Origin of the sequence: Paenibacillus mucilaginosus 3016 (genome assembly GCF_000250655.1) — a bacterium.
GTDB classification, from domain to species: domain Bacteria; phylum Bacillota; class Bacilli; order Paenibacillales; family NBRC-103111; genus Paenibacillus_G; species Paenibacillus_G mucilaginosus.
Genome location: NC_016935.1, coordinates 5,782,422 through 5,799,343, shown reverse-complemented (window position 1 = coordinate 5,799,343; position 16,922 = coordinate 5,782,422). Strand labels below are relative to the sequence as shown.

Annotated in this window: 13 protein-coding genes and 1 pseudogene; 12 read left to right on the top strand and 2 right to left on the bottom strand. The window is 61.7% G+C overall.

Annotated features, from left to right (window positions below):
* Nucleotides 1-86: 86 nt before the first annotated feature.
* Nucleotides 87-3,351 (top strand): annotated as a pseudogene (locus tag PM3016_RS23655) (DEAD/DEAH box helicase).
* A 298-nt stretch (nt 3,352-3,649) separates the two neighbouring features.
* Here the strand turns inward: PM3016_RS23655 and PM3016_RS23650 are convergent.
* Nucleotides 3,650-3,979 carry a hypothetical protein gene (locus PM3016_RS23650; protein ID WP_014371238.1) on the bottom strand — a complete coding sequence of 110 codons (330 nt, stop codon included), beginning with the start codon at nt 3,977-3,979 and terminating at the stop codon, nt 3,650-3,652.
* A gap of 24 nt (nt 3,980-4,003) precedes the next feature.
* A complete protein-coding gene (locus tag PM3016_RS23645) occupies nt 4,004-4,420 on the bottom strand; it encodes a VOC family protein (RefSeq protein WP_187298036.1) in 417 nt (138 codons plus the stop codon).
* Between the two features lie 293 nt (nt 4,421-4,713).
* On the opposite strand from PM3016_RS23645, the gene PM3016_RS23640 reads away from it, so the two are divergent.
* From PM3016_RS23640 to PM3016_RS23590, 11 genes are all read left to right on the top strand, one after another.
* The gene (locus PM3016_RS23640) at nt 4,714-5,271 is read left to right on the top strand and encodes an NUDIX domain-containing protein (RefSeq protein ID WP_014371236.1); all 558 of its coding nucleotides are present in this window, start codon (nt 4,714-4,716) and stop codon (nt 5,269-5,271) included.
* Between the two features lie 253 nt (nt 5,272-5,524).
* Nucleotides 5,525-7,444: a PAS domain S-box protein gene (locus tag PM3016_RS23635; RefSeq protein ID WP_014371235.1), complete on the top strand. Its 1,920-nt coding sequence runs from the start codon at nt 5,525-5,527 to the stop codon at nt 7,442-7,444.
* 114 nt (nt 7,445-7,558) lie between these two features.
* Nucleotides 7,559-8,080, top strand: a complete 522-nt coding sequence (locus PM3016_RS23630; protein ID WP_014371234.1) for a TetR/AcrR family transcriptional regulator — start codon at nt 7,559-7,561, stop codon at nt 8,078-8,080.
* Between the two features lie 164 nt (nt 8,081-8,244).
* On the top strand, nt 8,245-9,156 hold the full coding sequence (locus PM3016_RS23625) for a hypothetical protein (RefSeq protein WP_014371233.1): 912 nt from the start codon (nt 8,245-8,247) through the stop codon (nt 9,154-9,156).
* 172 nt (nt 9,157-9,328) lie between these two features.
* Nucleotides 9,329-9,760, top strand: a complete 432-nt coding sequence (locus PM3016_RS23620; RefSeq protein ID WP_014371232.1) for an ABA4-like family protein — start codon at nt 9,329-9,331, stop codon at nt 9,758-9,760.
* A gap of 516 nt (nt 9,761-10,276) precedes the next feature.
* Nucleotides 10,277-12,175, top strand: coding sequence for a PrkA family serine protein kinase (locus tag PM3016_RS23615; protein WP_014371231.1), 1,899 nt, complete (start codon nt 10,277-10,279; stop codon nt 12,173-12,175).
* Between the two features lie 22 nt (nt 12,176-12,197).
* Nucleotides 12,198-13,427 carry a sporulation protein YhbH gene (yhbH, locus tag PM3016_RS23610; RefSeq protein WP_014371230.1) on the top strand — a complete coding sequence of 410 codons (1,230 nt, stop codon included), beginning with the start codon at nt 12,198-12,200 and terminating at the stop codon, nt 13,425-13,427.
* Between the two features lie 30 nt (nt 13,428-13,457).
* Nucleotides 13,458-14,708, top strand: coding sequence for a SpoVR family protein (locus PM3016_RS23605; RefSeq protein ID WP_013919116.1), 1,251 nt, complete (start codon nt 13,458-13,460; stop codon nt 14,706-14,708).
* 239 nt (nt 14,709-14,947) lie between these two features.
* The gene (locus PM3016_RS23600; RefSeq protein ID WP_014371229.1) at nt 14,948-15,859 is read left to right on the top strand and encodes a GNAT family N-acetyltransferase; all 912 of its coding nucleotides are present in this window, start codon (nt 14,948-14,950) and stop codon (nt 15,857-15,859) included.
* 78 nt (nt 15,860-15,937) lie between these two features.
* Nucleotides 15,938-16,186 (top strand): hypothetical protein, encoded by a 249-nt coding sequence (locus tag PM3016_RS23595; protein ID WP_238540306.1) that lies wholly within the window; start codon nt 15,938-15,940, stop codon nt 16,184-16,186.
* 101 nt (nt 16,187-16,287) lie between these two features.
* Complete coding sequence (locus tag PM3016_RS23590; RefSeq protein WP_014371227.1) at nt 16,288-16,797, top strand: MarR family winged helix-turn-helix transcriptional regulator; 510 nt, start codon at nt 16,288-16,290, stop codon at nt 16,795-16,797.
* Nucleotides 16,798-16,922: the final 125 nt, after the last annotated feature.

Sequence of the window (16,922 nt, the reverse complement as noted above, 5' to 3'; positions counted from 1 at the left end):
AGTACATATGTGCGGGGATGATATGTTCGCCCTGCGGCGCGGATAGCAAGCGGATCGAGATCAGGTTGAAGGGACAAGGGAGAGCCATGAGTTTTACGCTGACGGATGAGAGTATCAAGTTGCTGTGCGGCCGGTTTGCCTATGAGGAGGGGGAGACGCTGTACAGGGAAGGGCAGGTGAATCTGCTGCCTGCGGAGCCGGGGGCCCGGATTCAGGAGGCGGAGGTGGACGGAGAGCAGGAGCTCTTCCTGATTACCGTGGATCTCGATCGGGAAGGCGAGGCTTATGCGGAGTGCTCCTGCCCCGTGTACCACCCCGATGACAAATACTGTGCCCACATCGCGGCTGTGCTCTGGCATCTGCTCGACGCTCCGCCGGAGGAGCCCATCGAAGTATCGGAGGTGGACCGGGAGCTGGCCGGAGGGATGCTCGATCTCTTCGGGCACAAGCCGCGGCGGCCGAGCGGGATGCGGCCCTTGTTCGATTCCCGGACGGTCCTTCAGGCGGAGTTCGTCTGCAGGCCGGTGGGATATGGCGACGGCAGGACGCTGCTCGGAATCGAGCTCAGGACAGGCCCCAAACGCGTCTATACCGTACAGCCGATCCGGCCGTTCCTGGATGCCGTGGACCGGAGGGAGGCCTGCCGGGTCAGCCGGGGGTTCCTCTATGATCCGGATCTTCACGGCTTCACTCCGGAGCAGGATGCCGTGCTGCGCAGTCTCATCCGGATCTACCGCAACGAAGAGCTGTACCGCGAGCCGGAGAACGGGGAGTCCAGGGCCAGTGCTCACCTGCGCCAAAAGGTGATCGAAATCCCGCCGTACGCCTGGGAGGGGCTGCTGCCTCTGCTGGAGGCGGCCCCCTCGGTACGGGTCGAACAGGGGGCTGCGGCAGCGGAAGGGATCGCGTGGCTGGAGAGCGGGCTGCCGCTCGAGTTCCGCTTCAGCGAAGCGGACGGGCCCGGCTCCGGCTACCAGCTGGATGTCGCAGGGCTGGAGCGGGTCGTGGTGCTGGAAGGGTACAAGCTTGCGCTGTGTGACGGCCGGTTCCTCAAGCTGCCGGAGGAGGAATGCCGGCGGCTGTCGGAGGTGAAGCGGATGCTGGGTACCGCCCGCCGCAGCCAGATCCGGATCGCGGCAGAACAGGCGGAGCCTTTTATGGCCAAGGTTGTCCCGGGGCTGATGAAGCTGGGAACCGTCCGGATCGAGGAGGCAGTCTCGGAGAAGGTGGTGCACATGCCGCTGAAGGCCAAGCTCTACCTGGACCGGGTGAGGGAGCGGCTGCTGGCCGGGCTGGAATTCCACTACGGGGATCTGGTCATCAATCCGCTGGAGGCCGCAGGCGAGGTTCAGGGCGAGGGCCGCATCCTCATGCGGGACGGGGAGCTGGAGCACCGCATCCTGGAGCTGATGGAGCAGGGGAATTTTGTTAAGACCGAGGCCGGCTACTACATGGAGGACGAAGAGTCGGAGTATGATTTTCTGTACCGGATCGTGCCCCAGCTCGGACAAGCTGCTTCAGGTGCTGGCCACTTCGGCGGTCAAGCTGCGCATCCACAGCGGACCGCTGCGGCCCAAGGCGACCGTGGACGTGGACGAGCGCACCGAATGGCTCGAGTTCAAATTCGAGCTCGAAGGCATTCCGGAATCGGAGATCCGCAGGCTGCTGTTCTCGCTGCAGGAGAAGCGCCGCTACCACCGTCTGCCGGACGGCTCGCTGCTGCCCCTGGAAGGGGATGCCTTCCAGGAGATTCTCCACGCGATGAACGCGGTGGGCATGGCGGTCGATCCTTCGGCCCCGGGGCTGCGGCTGCCGGCTTACTACGGCCTCCGTCTGCCTGAGACCGAAGATCGCGGCGGGTCTGTCCGGCTCGGCAAGACGCTGCGCCGGATGATGGAGCATCTGCGCAACCCGGACCACCTGGACTTCCCGCTGCCGGAGAGGCTGGTGCCGGTGCTGCGCGACTATCAGGTGTACGGGTATCAATGGATGAAGACGCTCGCCCGCTACGGGTTTGGCGGCATTCTTGCCGACGACATGGGGCTCGGGAAAACGGTGCAGAGCATCGCTTTTCTGCTGTCCGTGCAGGGGGAGATCCGGGAAGCGGGGGAGCCCGCTCTCGTGGTTTGTCCGGCTTCCCTCATGTACAACTGGCTCGGCGAGATCCAACGATTCGCTCCGGAGCTCCGCGCGGTTGTAGCCGACGGCAGCCGGACGCAGCGCAGCGCGGCCATGGACGAGGCGGGGGAGGCGGATGTCATCATCACCTCCTACCCTCTGCTGCGCATCGACTGGGCCCGGTATGCCGGCCGGACGTTCCATACGCTGATCCTCGACGAGGCGCAGTTCTACAAGAACCATGCGACCCAGACGGCCCAGGCCGTGCGGCAGCTGCAGGCGCGGCACCGCTTCGCCCTTACCGGCACACCGGTGGAGAACCGGCTCGAAGAACTCTGGTCGATCTACAGCGGCGTATTCCCCGAGCTGCTGCCGCCGCGTAAGGCCTTCCTTGAGCTCTCCCGTGCCTCTGTGGCCCGGAGAATCCGGCCGTTCCTGCTGCGCCGGGTGAAGTCGGATGTGCTCCGGGAGCTGCCGGACAAAATCGAGACGATGCAGGCCGCCGAGCTGCTGCCCGAGCAGAAAAAGCTCTACGCCGCCTACCTCGCCGGACTGCAGGAGGAGACCCTGAAGCACCTCAGTGTGAGCGGCTACGAGAAAAGCCGGATTAAGATCCTCGCCGGCCTTACCCGCCTGCGGCAGCTCTGCTGCCATCCGGCCCTCTTCGTCGAAGATTATCAGGGAAGCTCGGCCAAATTCGAGCAGCTGCTCGAGCTTATCGACGACTGCCGGAGCGCGGGGAGGCGGATGCTCGTCTTCTCGCAGTTCACCCAGATGCTGGACCTGATCGGGCGGGAGCTTGGGTATCGGGGCATCCCGCATTTTTACCTCGACGGCCAGACGCCGGCCGCCGAGCGGGTCGAGCTGTGCCGCCGGTTCAACGACGGCGAGGGCGACATGTTCCTCGTCTCGCTCAAGGCGGGCGGCACCGGCCTCAACCTGACGGGCGCGGACACCGTCGTCCTGTACGACATGTGGTGGAACCCTGCGGTGGAGGAACAGGCTGCGGGACGGGCGCACCGGATCGGACAGAAGCACGTCGTGCAGGTGATCCGTCTGGTCGCCAAGGGGACCGTCGAGGACAAGATGCATGAGCTGCATCTGCGCAAAAAGAACCTCATCGAGGAGGTCATCCAGCCCGGGCAGGAGGCGCTGTCGGCCCTGACGGAGGCGGAGGTCCGCGAGGATTTTGATGCTCCATCCGTAAAGCATGGGATGGGAGCCGCGGGTTAATCAAGCAGCATCCCTTGTCCGTTGGAGGCGGCGGGGGATGCTGCTTGTTTTGTTATCGGCGTTAACGGGAACAGGTTCGCGGGGAGGAATCAGCAGCCGTACGGCAGTCGGGCAGCGCGCGGAACACGGAAAATCCGTGCTAAAGCGCGAGCAGCGCAGGAAAGCGGCAGGCTAACACGGAAAATCCGTGTTAGCCGCGGGAGAACCAGCCGCACCACGCGACAAAGTCGGGTATGAAGGCCGCGTATCCCAAGCGGTGCGGTTGTGAACATCGATCGGCCACTGGACCGATCCCGAGTCACAAATCCTCAAAGCCGGCCACGAGGATAATCAGCATATTAACCAAAAAGAGGTGTACCGCCGCGGTGGTGAAATGCAGCTGCCCGTCCCAGCGCAGCGGGGGACGCCCCCTTCTGCGAAGGCGGTATCGGGCGCTTTGGGTGAGGGCGAAGCTGAACAGGTTCGTGACGAGCAGGCATTGGACCAGCCACTTCGAGACGGTGATGAACGCCGGGGTGTTGTTGACATTCGGAGGGAGAAACCAGCCGAGCGGGCTGCTCTCCTGAAGCGACAGCCAGAGGAGGACCCAGGCGAAGAACTGGCACAGTGCTGCACTGACGACAGACAATCGAAACCGCTCCTTTCGCTAACATTAAGATTTCGAGCTCTCAAACTCTCCAGTGACAGAAGAGGCGACGACCTCCACTTTGATCCGGTTCGGATCTTCGAAGAACACGGCATAATGGCCGGGGCCGCCGGCGTACGGATGCCGGTCCGGATAGAGGAGGGAGCACCCTCGCTCCTTTAGTTCAAGCGTCAGTTCATCGACCTGCTCTTTCGACCGGGCATAGAAGGCCAGGTGATTCAGACCCACCCGGCACCGGTGATACGGCGGGACCAGGAACCGCTCTCCCGTCTGGACGAAGACGAGATAGGTGTGACCGTGCCGGAAGCTGAAGCCCTGCTCCCACCGCTGATAGGGCGTATACCCCAGGCGGCGGAGGAGCCAGCCCCAGAACGCCTCGGACTCCGCCAAATTCGATACGTTGACCTCCACATGATGCAGCAGGATGAACACCTCCTAGATAACACCCCTGAATGAAATGCAAATCATGGCGGCGACCCTGCGATAATCGCAGTACGATAATCGCAGCTCAGTCATCGCACCTCCCGGCTTGGCCGCAAACGTCAGCGGCCCGCTCCTGCTCTCTTGACGAGCCGGAGCTGCCGGAAGTTGCTCCCGCTGCTCCGCATTCTTTCCTGTACGTCCGCCGGAGGCTGAAGTACAATAGACGAATGATTTGCGGTGAGTCACAAATCCAATCATTATTAATCCTAAGAATTCAGGCAAGGGTGGAGCGTATGGAAGTGAAGTTTTGCATGAGCTGCGGAGCGGCTCTCGAAGACCGGGACGTGGACGGAACGATCAGACGGGCCTGTACGAAGTGCAGCTTCGTTCACTGGGGGAACTACAGCATCGGGGTCGGGGCCCTGATCGCCAGAGATCATAGGTACCTGCTTGTGAGGCGGGCACAGGAGCCGGGCAAGGGCTACTGGACGAACCCGGGAGGCTATATCGAGCAGCTCGAGGCCATCGGGGAGACGATCCGGCGTGAAGTGAAGGAAGAGGCGGGGGTGGACGCCGTGGTCCGCCGGGTAGTGGCGCTGCGGGACCAGCCGAGGGCGATCCACAACGTATACATCGCCTTCGAGATGGAATACGTGGGCGGAGAGCCCAAGCCGGACGGTACCGAGGTGGATGCGGCCGGATTCTACACGCTTGAGGAGATCGCGTCGATGAACGTCGCCCCATTCACCCGCTGGCTGCTTCATGCGGCGGCGAATGCCGGCAGCCACGGGCTGCATGCCGACGAAGAGCCCGCCGTGCCGCTTGCCGGCTACGGGTTGTTCCGTGCCTGAGGGCCGGGCGCTCCGGGAGGATAAGCTTTGTACTCCCCGAGCCTCGGGGGCTTTTTTTAGCGTTCCTGCCGGAGGCCGCTGCCGATCATGCAGCATCGGTCATACAGCATATCATGTTGCTGTTTCCATACGCTGGAGGAAGGCCGCCATTTTACCCGCCGGAAGAGCTTGAGCTTGGACGAAAACGTGTGCTATCCTACAAGCACGAGCCGCCACGAGCAAACAAACTAAAGTGATGAGGGATGCGAAGGCTATGGGCGAATTGGATGTGTTTACCCACCAGACGTTATTTGAACATATGTATAAAAATGCTCCGATCGGTATAGCATTCCTGACGCCGGAGGGACGGTGGATCAGCTGCAATCCTGCGGTATGCCGGATTCTGGGATACTCGGAGCAGGAATTGAGGACGCTTACGCCGGATCGGCTCCGGGTCGAGGGGGAATCGGATCTGGAGGAGCCGCTCCTGGACGAGCTGCTGGACGGGAAGCGGACTTCGTTTGAGATCGAGAAAAAGTACCTGCATCAAAGCGGCCGGCTCGTCTGGACCTCACTGCACGTCAGTCTGGCCCGCGAGGAAGCGAGCGGGGAGCCGATGTTCTTTATTAAGCAGATCATCGATATAACGGCAAGCAAGCTTGCGGAGATCAAGCTGCAGGAGAGCATCGAACGGTATACTTCCCTCAAAAAGTACAACCACGACGCCATCATCTCGGTCGGGCTCGACGGGAACATCATCAATGGCAACCGGATGGTGCAGCAGCTCACGGGCTATACCATCGAAGAGCTCGCCGGCACGAGTATCGCCCGTCTCATCGGCAGGGAGAACCTGGAACGGATCCTGGCGGATACGCTGGATTACACGGCGGTCGAACAGTCGATCCAGGTTCTTCAGCACAAGAACGGGGGGACGACGGAGGTGCTGGCTACGCTGGCGCCGATTATTATTCATAACAAGACCACAGGCTTTTATATCATTGCCAAGGATATGACGGAGCAGAAGCGGCTGCTGATCGAGAAAGAGGCTGCGGAGAAGACGAACAAGGCCAAGAGCGAATTCCTGGCGATGATGAGTCATGAGATCCGCACCCCGATGAACGGGGTGATCGGTATGACGGACCTGCTCTTCGAGACGCGGCTGGACATGGAGCAGCGGGAATACGTACAGATCATCAAGAACAGCGGGCATACGCTGCTGAGTATTATTAACGATATCCTGGACTTCTCGAAGCTGGAATCCGGAAGGTCCGAGCTGATTGAAGAGCCATGCAACATTCGGGCGATCCTGTCGGAGACGATCTCGCTGATTCTGCCTAAGGCCCTGCAGAAGAACCTGGAGATCAAGACTTCGGTTTCTCCCGACATTCCCCACCTGGTGCTCGGGGACCAAATGAAGCTGAAGCAGGTGCTGATGAATCTGCTCAGCAACGCGATCAAATATACGCCGAACGGTGCGGTTTCGATCGTTGTACACTGCAATAAAAGGGAAAAGGATAAGGTGCGTCTTCAGTTCGAGGTGCGCGACACGGGGCTCGGCGTGCCGAAGGAGAAGGTCGCCCATTTGTTCGAGCCCTTCTACCAGGTGGATCATTTCATGACCCGCAATGCGGAAGGAACGGGACTCGGACTTGCGATCTGCCGGAAGCTGGTGCAGCTCATGGACGGCAGCATCTGGTATGAAGCCGGCCTGGATCAGCACGGCTCCACATTCCTGTTCACGGCGGAGTTCCGGACCCACCCGGAGGCGCTTGCGGATGATGCGGACGGAGGGGATCATGAGCTGGACGGCGGCAGGATCCGGATTCTGATCGCCGAAGATAACGACATCAACACGCTGGTGCTCAAGAGGGTGATCGAGAAGCTGGGCTATTCCGTGACGGTGGTATCCAATGGAGCCGAAGCCGTCGACGCCGCCAAACGGCATGCCTATGACCTGATTTTCATGGATGTCCAGATGCCGCTGATGAACGGGCTGGAAGCGACGAAGGCGATCAAGGCCATGTCTGCGGAGGGGAGCTGCCCTTATATTGTGGCGGTGACCGCCCACGCGATCAAGGGGGACCGTGAGAAGTATCTGGCGGCGGGTATGGATGAGTATATCAGCAAGCCGATCAGCATGGATGCGGTGTCCGGGATTATCGAGCAGTTCCTGGCTCTGCGGAAAGCGCCCTGAGGAACGGGACGATAGCGGACTTATTGTAAATCATGGAAGGAAGGGATTGACATTCCTTCCTCATCTGCCTTATTATTTATTTATCAATAAATCAAAAAAATGAGGTGCAGACGCTTGGCCCGCGAAAGCAAAAGAGAAGCGATCATCGACGGAGCCGTGGGCATCTTCGCGGAACTGGGGTATTATAAGGCGACGACGGCGCTCGTGGCCAAGGCGGCGGGAGTCACCCAGCCGTACGTGTTTCATTTTTTCAAGAACAAGGAAGAGCTCTTCATGGCCGTCATCGAACGGGCGATGAACCGGATCTACGACACCTTCGCCGAGGTGGAAGCACCCGCCGACCAGCTCTCCGAGTCGATGGGGGATGCGTTCATGCGCATCCTGGAGACCCACCGCGACGAGACGCTGATGGTGATGCAGGCGTACGTCATTGCCGAACCGGAGATCCGTGCTTACGTTCGCAGCAGATTCGCCTTCATCCACGATACGCTGAAGGCCAAGTATGAGAGGGCCGGTCTCCCTCCAGGAGAAGCCGGAGCGGCAGCCTCGCAGTTTATCGGCATGGGGCTGCTCATCACCCTCTCCCAGGTGCTGGAGCTGCCGGATATCGTCTGCTTCAAAGACGAGAGCAGCTGAACCACAGGGAACCGCCTTCCCACGTATCTGAGAACCTGCCAGGACTTCCTCCTTCATTCCATCCAAGAATCGTTTCAGACGTTCCACCCAGGGCAGCCGGTGCTGCCTTTTTCAAAACGGTTTTATTTATTTATCTATAAATAAAAAGGAAAGGAAGATGGACTATGTTCAGCAACACTTCGGCAGGAGAATCCGGATGGAAGGAGGCCCCGAGGCTCTTCGCCGGTGAAAGGAGCATGGTGCTCGTCGGACTCTTCGGGCTGCTGCTCGCCCTGCTGCTGAGGCTGCCGATTCTGATCCGCGGCCCGGTGGTCGCGCCGGAAGGCAGCCTGGAGAGCGCCTTCTCCTTCGATGCGGCGCTGGGGATCTTCGTGCTCTCGTTCGCCGCGATTCTGTCTCTGAGCGGGATGAGCGACCGGGGACGTCGCCGTCTGCGCACAGTGTTTATCCCATCGGCCCTGTATGCCTTCCTGATCGAGACGATTCAGCATCTGCGGGGCATCAATCCCCGCTTCTCGGAGGCCGGCTCCGGCGTCGACAGGCTCTTTGGCCTCTTGTTCGGTATCGATTCCATCCTGCTGATTCTGGTGGCCATTGTGGTGGCGGTGCCGTTCTTCCGGCGCAGACCTCAAGGGGACCGCACGCTGATGGTGCTCGGCATCCGGTATGCGTTCGCGTCCACGATGCTCGCCTTTGCTGCGGGGCTCGTCATGATTGCCCTGCAGAGCCGGTATCTGGGGGCTTCCGGGAATCTGATGGTCCTGCACGGGCTCGGCTTCCATGCGCTGCAGACCCTGCCGCTGCTCGGCTGGCTGCTGGAGCGGGAAGGGGCGCATTCGCCGCAGGCCCGGCGGCTGATTCACACCGGCGGCATCGCCTGGAATGCCGCGGTCGTCCTCGTCGGACTTCAGACGCTGCGCGGTCTGACCGTGTTCGAGCTGAGCCCCCTCCCGGTGCTGGCGGTCCTCCTGCTGCTCGTCTGGGCAGCTGCCGCAGGCTTGTCGCTGCTGATCTGGTGGAAAGGGAGGCCGTGGGGCGGCGGCCGGGCCGGTGCACGCACCGAGAGAGCTTCCTGAGAGCCGGAGCTAGGCCGGCTGTCCCTGCGCTGAGGAGATGGCGCTCAGTACCGACGCTGCGGGCACAACGCCGTTACCCTTGGAAAGTTGTGGCAGCCTGTCGGGAAACCCTTTATGCTTGAACTGAAGAGAAGACGAATGAAGATCATTCTGATCAAAGGAGCTGCTTTGCATGTATTCATGGTTATTCGCCGCCGCGGGGATCGCCTTCCCGTTCTGGCTGCTGATGATCCTGCTGCCGGGGTGGCGCGTTACGAGATTCCTCGCGGAACGCCAGGTGTTCCCCCTCTTTCTGGCCGTGCTCTACACGGCCGGGATCGGGGCCGCCGTCGCGCACTACGGCCTCGGCTTCGTGCAGGACTTCGGCTCGGAGGATGGGGTGCTCCGCCTGCTGGCCATGCCGGATTTTGCCCTCATCGTATGGATTCATATCCTTTGCTTCGACCAGGCGATCGGCCACTGGATCTACCGGGACTACATGGCGGACCGGTTTCTACCCCTGCCCGTGCTGTCCGTGATCCTGTTCTGCACGCTGATGTTCGGTCCGTTCGGGTGGCTGGTTTACACCGTGCTGCGGGCGCTGCTCCGGCCGGCCCGTACTTGATTCGGATGAACACCAGCCCCGGCGCTGCGTCCATCACAGTGCGGGCTTCCGAATCGGCCCAAAAAGGGAAAGGCTTGCGAGCCTTCGGGCCCTTGTCCTACAGACGGATTTGACCCGGCTGGGAAGATACGACGAAGAGAAGGTCCACGAACGATTCCGGGGGCGTATGCCTCCGAATCGACGCGCATCGTCGAAGCGGACGGCGTCTTTGCCGGATGCGCGGCGCTCCGACCGGAGGGGGAGACTGAATGCCTGAATGCTGCCCGCTGCCTCCGCCCGCCGGTTGGAATAGGCTGACGCCGGAATGAAGTCCGGCCGCCTGATCGCTGGGTTCTATGTAAGAGGAACGGGGACTATTTTCAGCCTTCTTCGGGGAACCGGCGAAGGTTTTTTTCATATAATCTGAAAATTCATATTTATCTGACAATAATTTGCTGGTATACTGGGAAGTGTACCTGTTCCATGACGTGTTGTTTTCTCAAAATCGAGAGACGGACGAGGAGGGGAGATGCGCCTATGGTATTTTTGGACAAGCTCGCGGATTTTCGGGTGAAAGAACAGGGTCTGCACTGGGAAGGGACCTTCGTACAGTATCTCGAGAAGGTCAGGGAGCGGCCGGAGATCGCCGGGCTCGCCCATGACCGGATCTACCGGATGATTGAAGCCGCGGGCATCGAGGAGAAGGAAGACGGACGCCGGGAGTACAAGTTCTTCAGCTCTGAGCTGTTCGGGCTCGAGGACGACCTGCAGACGCTCGTCGAAGAATACTTCCGCCCCGCCGCCCAGCGGCTCGATGTCCGCAAGCGGCTGCTGCTGCTGATGGGGCCGGTGAGCGGCGGGAAGTCGACGCTCGTGGCGCTGCTGAAGCAGGGGCTCGAGAAGTTCTCGCGTACGGAGGCCGGCGCCGTCTATGCGATCGCAGGGTGCCCGATGCAGGAGGAACCGCTGCATCTCGTGCCGATGGAGCTTCGCGAGGACTTCCGGCGCGAATTCGGCATGAAGGTCGAAGGCGAGCTGTGCCCCGTCTGCCGGATGCGGCTCGAGACGGAATACGGCGGCCGGGCGGAGCTCATGCCGGTGAAGCGGGTGCTGTTCTCTGAAGTGAACCGCTCCGGGATCGGCACGTTCGCCCCCTCCGATCCGAAGTCGCAGGATATCGCGGACCTGACGGGCTCGATCGATTTTTCGACCATTACGCAGTACGGCTCCGAATCCGACCCCCGTGCCTACCGCTTCGACGGCGAGCTCAACAAGGCGAACCGGGGACTGATGGAATTCCAGGAAATGCTGAAGTGCGACGAGAAGTTCCTGTGGAACCTCCTCTCGCTGACGCAGGAAGGCAACTTCAAGGCAGGCCGCTTCGCTCTCATCTCCGCCGACGAACTCATCGTCGCCCACACGAACGAAACCGAATACCGCACCTTCATCGCCAATAAGAAGAACGAAGCCCTCCACTCCCGCATGATCGTCATGCGCATCCCTTACAACCTTAAGGTCACCCAGGAAGAGAAAATCTACCGCAAGCTCATCGGTCAGTCGAACATCCACGGCGTGCATATCGCACCGGGCGCCCTCTGGACCTCCGCCGTCTTCAGCGTGCTCTCGCGCCTCAAGGAATCGAAGAAGCCCGGCATGGACCCGCTGAAGAAGATGTACCTCTACGACGGCACGGAAGTCGAAGGCACGAAGAACGGCGACCTGCAGGAGCTGCGGCGGGAATTCACGGACGAAGGCATGTCCGGCGTCGACCCCCGCTATGTCATCAACCGCATCTCCAGCGCCCTGCTCAAAGGGGACAAGTCCTGCATCAACGCGCTCGACGTGCTCAAATCGCTGAAGGAAGGGCTCGACCAGCATGCCTCGATCACCAAGGAGGAGCGGGAGCGGCTGCTGAACTTCATCAATCTCGCCCGCAAGGAATTCGACCACAAGGCGCGCACGGAGGTGCAGCGGGCCTTCGTCTATTCGTTCGAGGAGTCCGCGCACACGGTCATGAACAATTATCTCGACAATGTCGAGGCGTACTGCAACGGCTTCAAGCTGCGCGACCCGATCACGGAGGAGGAGCGGGAGCCCGACGAGAAGCTGATGCGGTCGATCGAAGAAGGGATCGGCGTCACCGAGAACCAGAAGAGAGCCTTTCGTGAGGAAATTCTCATCAAGATCTCCTCGCTCGCCCGGCGGGGCAAGAGGTTCGAGTACACGAGCCACGAGCGGCTGAAGGAGGCGATCGAGAAGAAGCTGTTCGAAGACCTGAGGGATGTGGTCAAAATCACCACCTCGGCGAAGACGCCGGACGAGAACCAGCTGAAGCGCATCAACGAAGTGTCGGGCAGGCTGATCGAGCATCACGGCTACTGCGCGGTCTGCGCCAACGAACTTCTGAAGTACGTAGGCAGCCTGCTCAACCGCTAGCGACCGAAAGGGGGAGAGACCGATGCAGCATCCGCTGTTTATCTTGTCGCAGGAAGACTGGTCTCTGCACCGCAAGGGCGAGCAGGATCAGCTGCGGCATCAGCGCAAGGTGAAGGAAGCGCTCCGCGACAACCTGGCCGATCTGGTCAGCGAGGAGTCGATCATCACCTCGCAGGGGGATCGGATCGTCAAGGTGCCGGTCCGCAGCATGGACGAGCCCCGTTTCCGTTACGATTACAGCGATAAGCCGCGCGTGGGGCAGGGCGGCGGCGGGACCTCCGTCGGCGATGTGATCGGACAGGCCGGGGACGGCGGCCAGGAGGCGATGCCGGGACAGGGGCGGGAGGCCGGCGACCTGCCCGGCAGCGACTATTACGAGGCGGAGATCACGGTGGACGAGCTGGCGGAGCTCGTGCTGGAGGATCTGCAGCTGCCGAAGCTGAAGCCGAAAGGGGCCGAGGACCTGACCGTGCCCGACGTGCGGTTCCACGACGTGCGGCCGAAGGGGCTGATCGGCAACGTGGACAAGCGGCGCACGCTGATGCAGGCCCTGAAGCGGCAGGCGCTCAGCGGGCAGGGGGGAGGCTTCGCCCCGCAGCCGGTCTTTCCATCCGCCCTGGCCGGCAGTGCGGCTCCTGCAGATCAGCAGGCCGGGGTACGGGGGCTGATCCGGCAGGAGGACATGCGGTTCAAGACCTGGGAGGAATTCCGCAAGCCCCAGAGCTCGGCCGTCGTCTTCGCGATGATGGACACCTCGGGCTCGATGGGCCGCTTCGAGAAGTACCTTTCGCGCAGCTTTTTTTTCTGGATGGTGCGGTTCCTGCGGACAAAGTACGAGGATGTGCGGATCTGCTTCCTCGCCCACGATACGGAGGCAAAGCAGGTGGACGAGGAGGCGTTCTTCACGAAGGGGCAGAGCGGAGGGACGCGGTGCTCCTCCGTGTACCGGCTCGCGCTGGAGTTGATCGAGCGGGAGTATCCGCCTTCACTCTACAACACGTATGCGTTTCACTTCTCGGACGGCGACAATCTCGACTCCGACAATGGGGCGACGGCCGAGCTTGCGAAGAAGCTGCTGGAGTCGGTCCACCTCCTCGGCTACGGGGAGATCCGGCAGTACGGGCAGGGCGGCCGGCTGTGGGAGACGATGAACGGGATCCGGCACGAGGCATTCTCGCGCTCCGTCCTTCGGGACAAAAGCGACGTGTACCGTACGCTGCGTGAGTTTTTCCGGGAAGAGGCGGAAGGCTGAGAAGTACAATTGAGGGAGGGGGGAGGCCCGTTGCATACGGCACAGCTGCAGGCATTGGAGCATTCCATTGCCGAAATCACCGAGATGGCGGTAGAGGAGGGGCTCGATTTCTTCCCCATGCGCTACGAGATCTGCCCGGCGGAGGTGCTGTACTCGATCGGCGCTTACGGCATGCCGACCCGCTTCGCCCACTGGAGCTTCGGGAAGGCGTACCAGCGGATGAAATCCGCTTACGACCACGGGCTGAGCGTGATCTACGAGCTCGTGATCAACTCCGATCCATGCTACGCGTTCCTGCTCGACCGCAATACGCTGCTGCAGAACAAGCTGATTGTGGCGCATGTGCTGGGTCACAGCGACTTTTTCAAAAACAATGCGATGTTCTCGCGCACCGACCGCGGAATGGTCGAACGGATGGCGGTGTTCGCAGACCGTATGCGGATCTTCGAGCAAGCCTACGGCAGTGAGGAGGTCGAGAAGTACCTTGACGCGGGGCTGGCCATCCAGGAGCATATCGACCCCCACGAGCGCTTCGGACGGGAGGGCGGCTTCCGGGAGACGGAGGGCGGCACGAAGGATGTGATCGGCTTCATCGCCTCGAACAGCCGGATGCTGGAGGATTGGCAGCGGGAGATTCTCTACATGCTGCGGGGCGAGATGCACTACTTCTGGCCCCAGATGGAGACGAAGATCCTGAACGAAGGGTGGGCCACCTTCTGGCACCTGCGGCTGCTGCGCCGCCTGGCGCTGGAGGAAGAGGAGATCCTGGAGTTCGCAAAGATGAACGCGGGCGTCATCCAGACGGCGCCGGGCCGGGTGAACCCGTATCATCTCGGCCTGCGGATGCTCGAGTACGTGGAACGGCGGGAGGGCCTGGAGGCGCTCTTCGAGCTGCGGGAGACGGAGTCCGATGTCTCCTTCCTGCGGGGGTATTTGAGCCGCGATATGGTGGAGGAGATGGACCTGTTCCTCTTCGAGCGGCAGGACCGGGTGTACCGGGTGACGGACAAGGAAACGGAGAAGGTGCGCGACACGCTGATCCGGGAGCGGGCGAACGGGGGCTTCCCTTACATCACGGCGATGGATGACGACTATCAGGGCCGAGGCGAACTGCTGCTGCTTCACCGGTACGAGGGGCTCGAGCTCGACCGCAAGTATGTGGACCGCACGCTGCCGCTGGTGCACCGGCTGTGGGGCAAGCCCGTGCATCTGGAGACACGCGGGGAGAATCAGCGCACGGTCCGGTACAGCTGCGACGGGCAGCGGGTTGCTGCCGGATAATGCGGATGCACGAGAGAAGCCGGAACGGACACCGGGTCGGGAGGCGGACGGGCAGGGCCAGGGCCGGCAGGCAGAAGAGATAGGAGTGGAGAGCCGCAGGCCGGGGAGCCTGGCTCTCTTTTTTTATGCCATCAGGAGCGGAGAACCGCCGGCCTTGGAAGGATTTTGCAGGGGTGGACTCGAAGTTAAGGAAGGACAGGTTAGATAAAAGGATCGCATAACCATACGGGAGGTACCCCATGAGCAGCATGGATATCAGAAGGCTGACGGATTGTTCGCTGTGCGATGCCGTTCAGGCGTTGAATCAGGGCTTCAGCGATTATGTTGTGGACATCCGCATGACCCCGGCTGTTTTTACCAAGGTCAAATTAAGCATGGAGGATATCCATCCGGACCATTCGTTCCTCGCCTATGTCGGCGGCGTGCCCGTTGGGCTCCTGCTGAACGGGCTGCGCACGATCCGGGGGGAGAAGGTCGCATGGAACGGCGGGACCGCCGTGGCGCCGGAATACCGGCGGTTGGGGGTGGCAAGGGCGCTCATGGAACGGACCCTGCAGGAATACAGAGCGCTGAAAGTCGATACGGCGCAGCTGGAGGCCATCTCGCAGAACGACAAGGCGATCGCACTGTACAAGCAGTTCGGCTACCAGCCGGTGGAGACGCTGTATGTATACGGCGGCGAGACTCCGGGCGGCTTGGAGGAGAATGCGGCTGGCCGGGAAAGCGGTTATGATCTGATTCCGTCGAGTCCGCGGGAGCTGGCGCATCTGCCGTTCTATCCGGGCCTCGTCCCGTGGCAGATGCAGTGGGGCAGCGCGAAGGAAGGGCAGGCGCTGATCGCCGAAGACCCGGGAACGGGCCGGCCGGCCGGCTATGTGCTCTACCGGCACGTCTATGACGAGGCGGGGAGCCTGACGGCGACGTCCATCCTGCAGTGCTGCACGGACGGGGGCCGGCAGGATACGCCGGAGCTCCTGGATACGCTGCTTCGCAGTGTCCTGTCCGCCGGGGGAGCCCGCCGCATCTCGGCGAATGCGGTGCCCGAGACACAGCCGCACCTGATAAAGGCGCTGGAGTCGCTGGGGCTCGTGCAGAAGCTGAGCCAGGTGCATATGGTGTGCCGGCCGATGGATGGTGAGGCCGAAGGGTAAGGGATAAGGTAAGGGAAAAGGTAAGGGATAAGGGAACGGTCGGTCGTCGGATGGCGTCCATTAGGTATGAAACCACAAATGGGAAAGATACTGAGAGCGATGCTCCTGCCGCTGGCCGTGCTGGTCTTCCTGCTGGTTGTACCGGGGACCTGGCTGCTGGTGCCGGTGGTCGGCTTCTGGGCCGGCGTCCGGCGGATCCGAAGCGGGAAGAGGTACGGAGGATGGATCATCGCCGCCACGCTGCTTCTGTTCCTGCTTCCCTATGTGCTGCTGATTCTGGCAGTTCTTTCAGATCCTTATGAGCCGCTCGAAGGGGCGGCGGCTTGACGGTGATCCCGAGCGCGGCCTGCCCCCCGCTTGCATCCCGGGCCGTCTCCCGGTAAGCTAAGGGTAACTATACCGCAACAGGAATGGGGATCGGATATCTGATGCAGCCACCAAGTGAAAGCGTCTTCTGCCTGCTGGAGCGGGAAATCGCCGTGTTCGTGCGCCGGGCGGAGGCCGCCCGGATCGCCCTGCTCAAGGATACTCCGATGGACCGTTCCACCTACCTGCTGCTGCAGGAGCTGAGCGGCAGAGGGCCGCTCGGGATCAAAGCCCTGGCGGAGGCGCTCCTGCTCGACATTTCGACGGCCAGCCGGCAGACGGCGACCCTCGAGGAGAGGGGCTATGTCGAGCGCGTCACCGACCCGCGGGACGCGCGTTACAAGCTGCTGCGCATTACGCAGCGGGGCCTTGAGCAGCTTGGCGTGATGGGCCGGGCGCGCGCGGCTTTCTATGCCGAGCTCCTGAAGGAATGGCCGGAGGAAGAGCGTCAGGCGTTCGGCGAGCTTATGGCGAAGTTCAACCGGACGACCGGGGAGCATATCGCCAAGTACCGGGCAGCCGAAGGGTTGATCGGGGACGGGGAGCGCAAGGCGGGAGAGTCTGCGGAATAAGAGGAAAAAAAGAAACTGCCGGGATCAAGGACCCGGCAGGAAAGAACGGAAGAGAGCTGCCCGGCGGGACAGCTCTCTTTGGGTTTGGGGCGGGGCGAACCACCGCCGGTTGTGCTGACCTCATG

What these genes read in the sequence shown, in the direction of transcription:
- PM3016_RS23640 (WP_014371236.1), top strand. Translation starts at nt 4,714, where the DNA reads ATGGAAGTGAAGTTTTGCATGAGCTGCGGAGCGGCTCTCGAAGACCGG.
- PM3016_RS23635 (WP_014371235.1), top strand. Translation starts at nt 5,525, where the DNA reads ATGGGCGAATTGGATGTGTTTACCCACCAGACGTTATTTGAACATATG.
- PM3016_RS23625 (WP_014371233.1), top strand. Translation starts at nt 8,245, where the DNA reads ATGTTCAGCAACACTTCGGCAGGAGAATCCGGATGGAAGGAGGCCCCG.
- PM3016_RS23620 (WP_014371232.1), top strand. Translation starts at nt 9,329, where the DNA reads ATGTATTCATGGTTATTCGCCGCCGCGGGGATCGCCTTCCCGTTCTGG.
- PM3016_RS23615 (WP_014371231.1), top strand. Translation starts at nt 10,277, where the DNA reads ATGGTATTTTTGGACAAGCTCGCGGATTTTCGGGTGAAAGAACAGGGT.
- yhbH (WP_014371230.1), top strand. Translation starts at nt 12,198, where the DNA reads ATGCAGCATCCGCTGTTTATCTTGTCGCAGGAAGACTGGTCTCTGCAC.
- PM3016_RS23600 (WP_014371229.1), top strand. Translation starts at nt 14,948, where the DNA reads ATGAGCAGCATGGATATCAGAAGGCTGACGGATTGTTCGCTGTGCGAT.
- PM3016_RS23595 (WP_238540306.1), top strand. Translation starts at nt 15,938, where the DNA reads ATGGGAAAGATACTGAGAGCGATGCTCCTGCCGCTGGCCGTGCTGGTC.
- PM3016_RS23590 (WP_014371227.1), top strand. Translation starts at nt 16,288, where the DNA reads ATGCAGCCACCAAGTGAAAGCGTCTTCTGCCTGCTGGAGCGGGAAATC.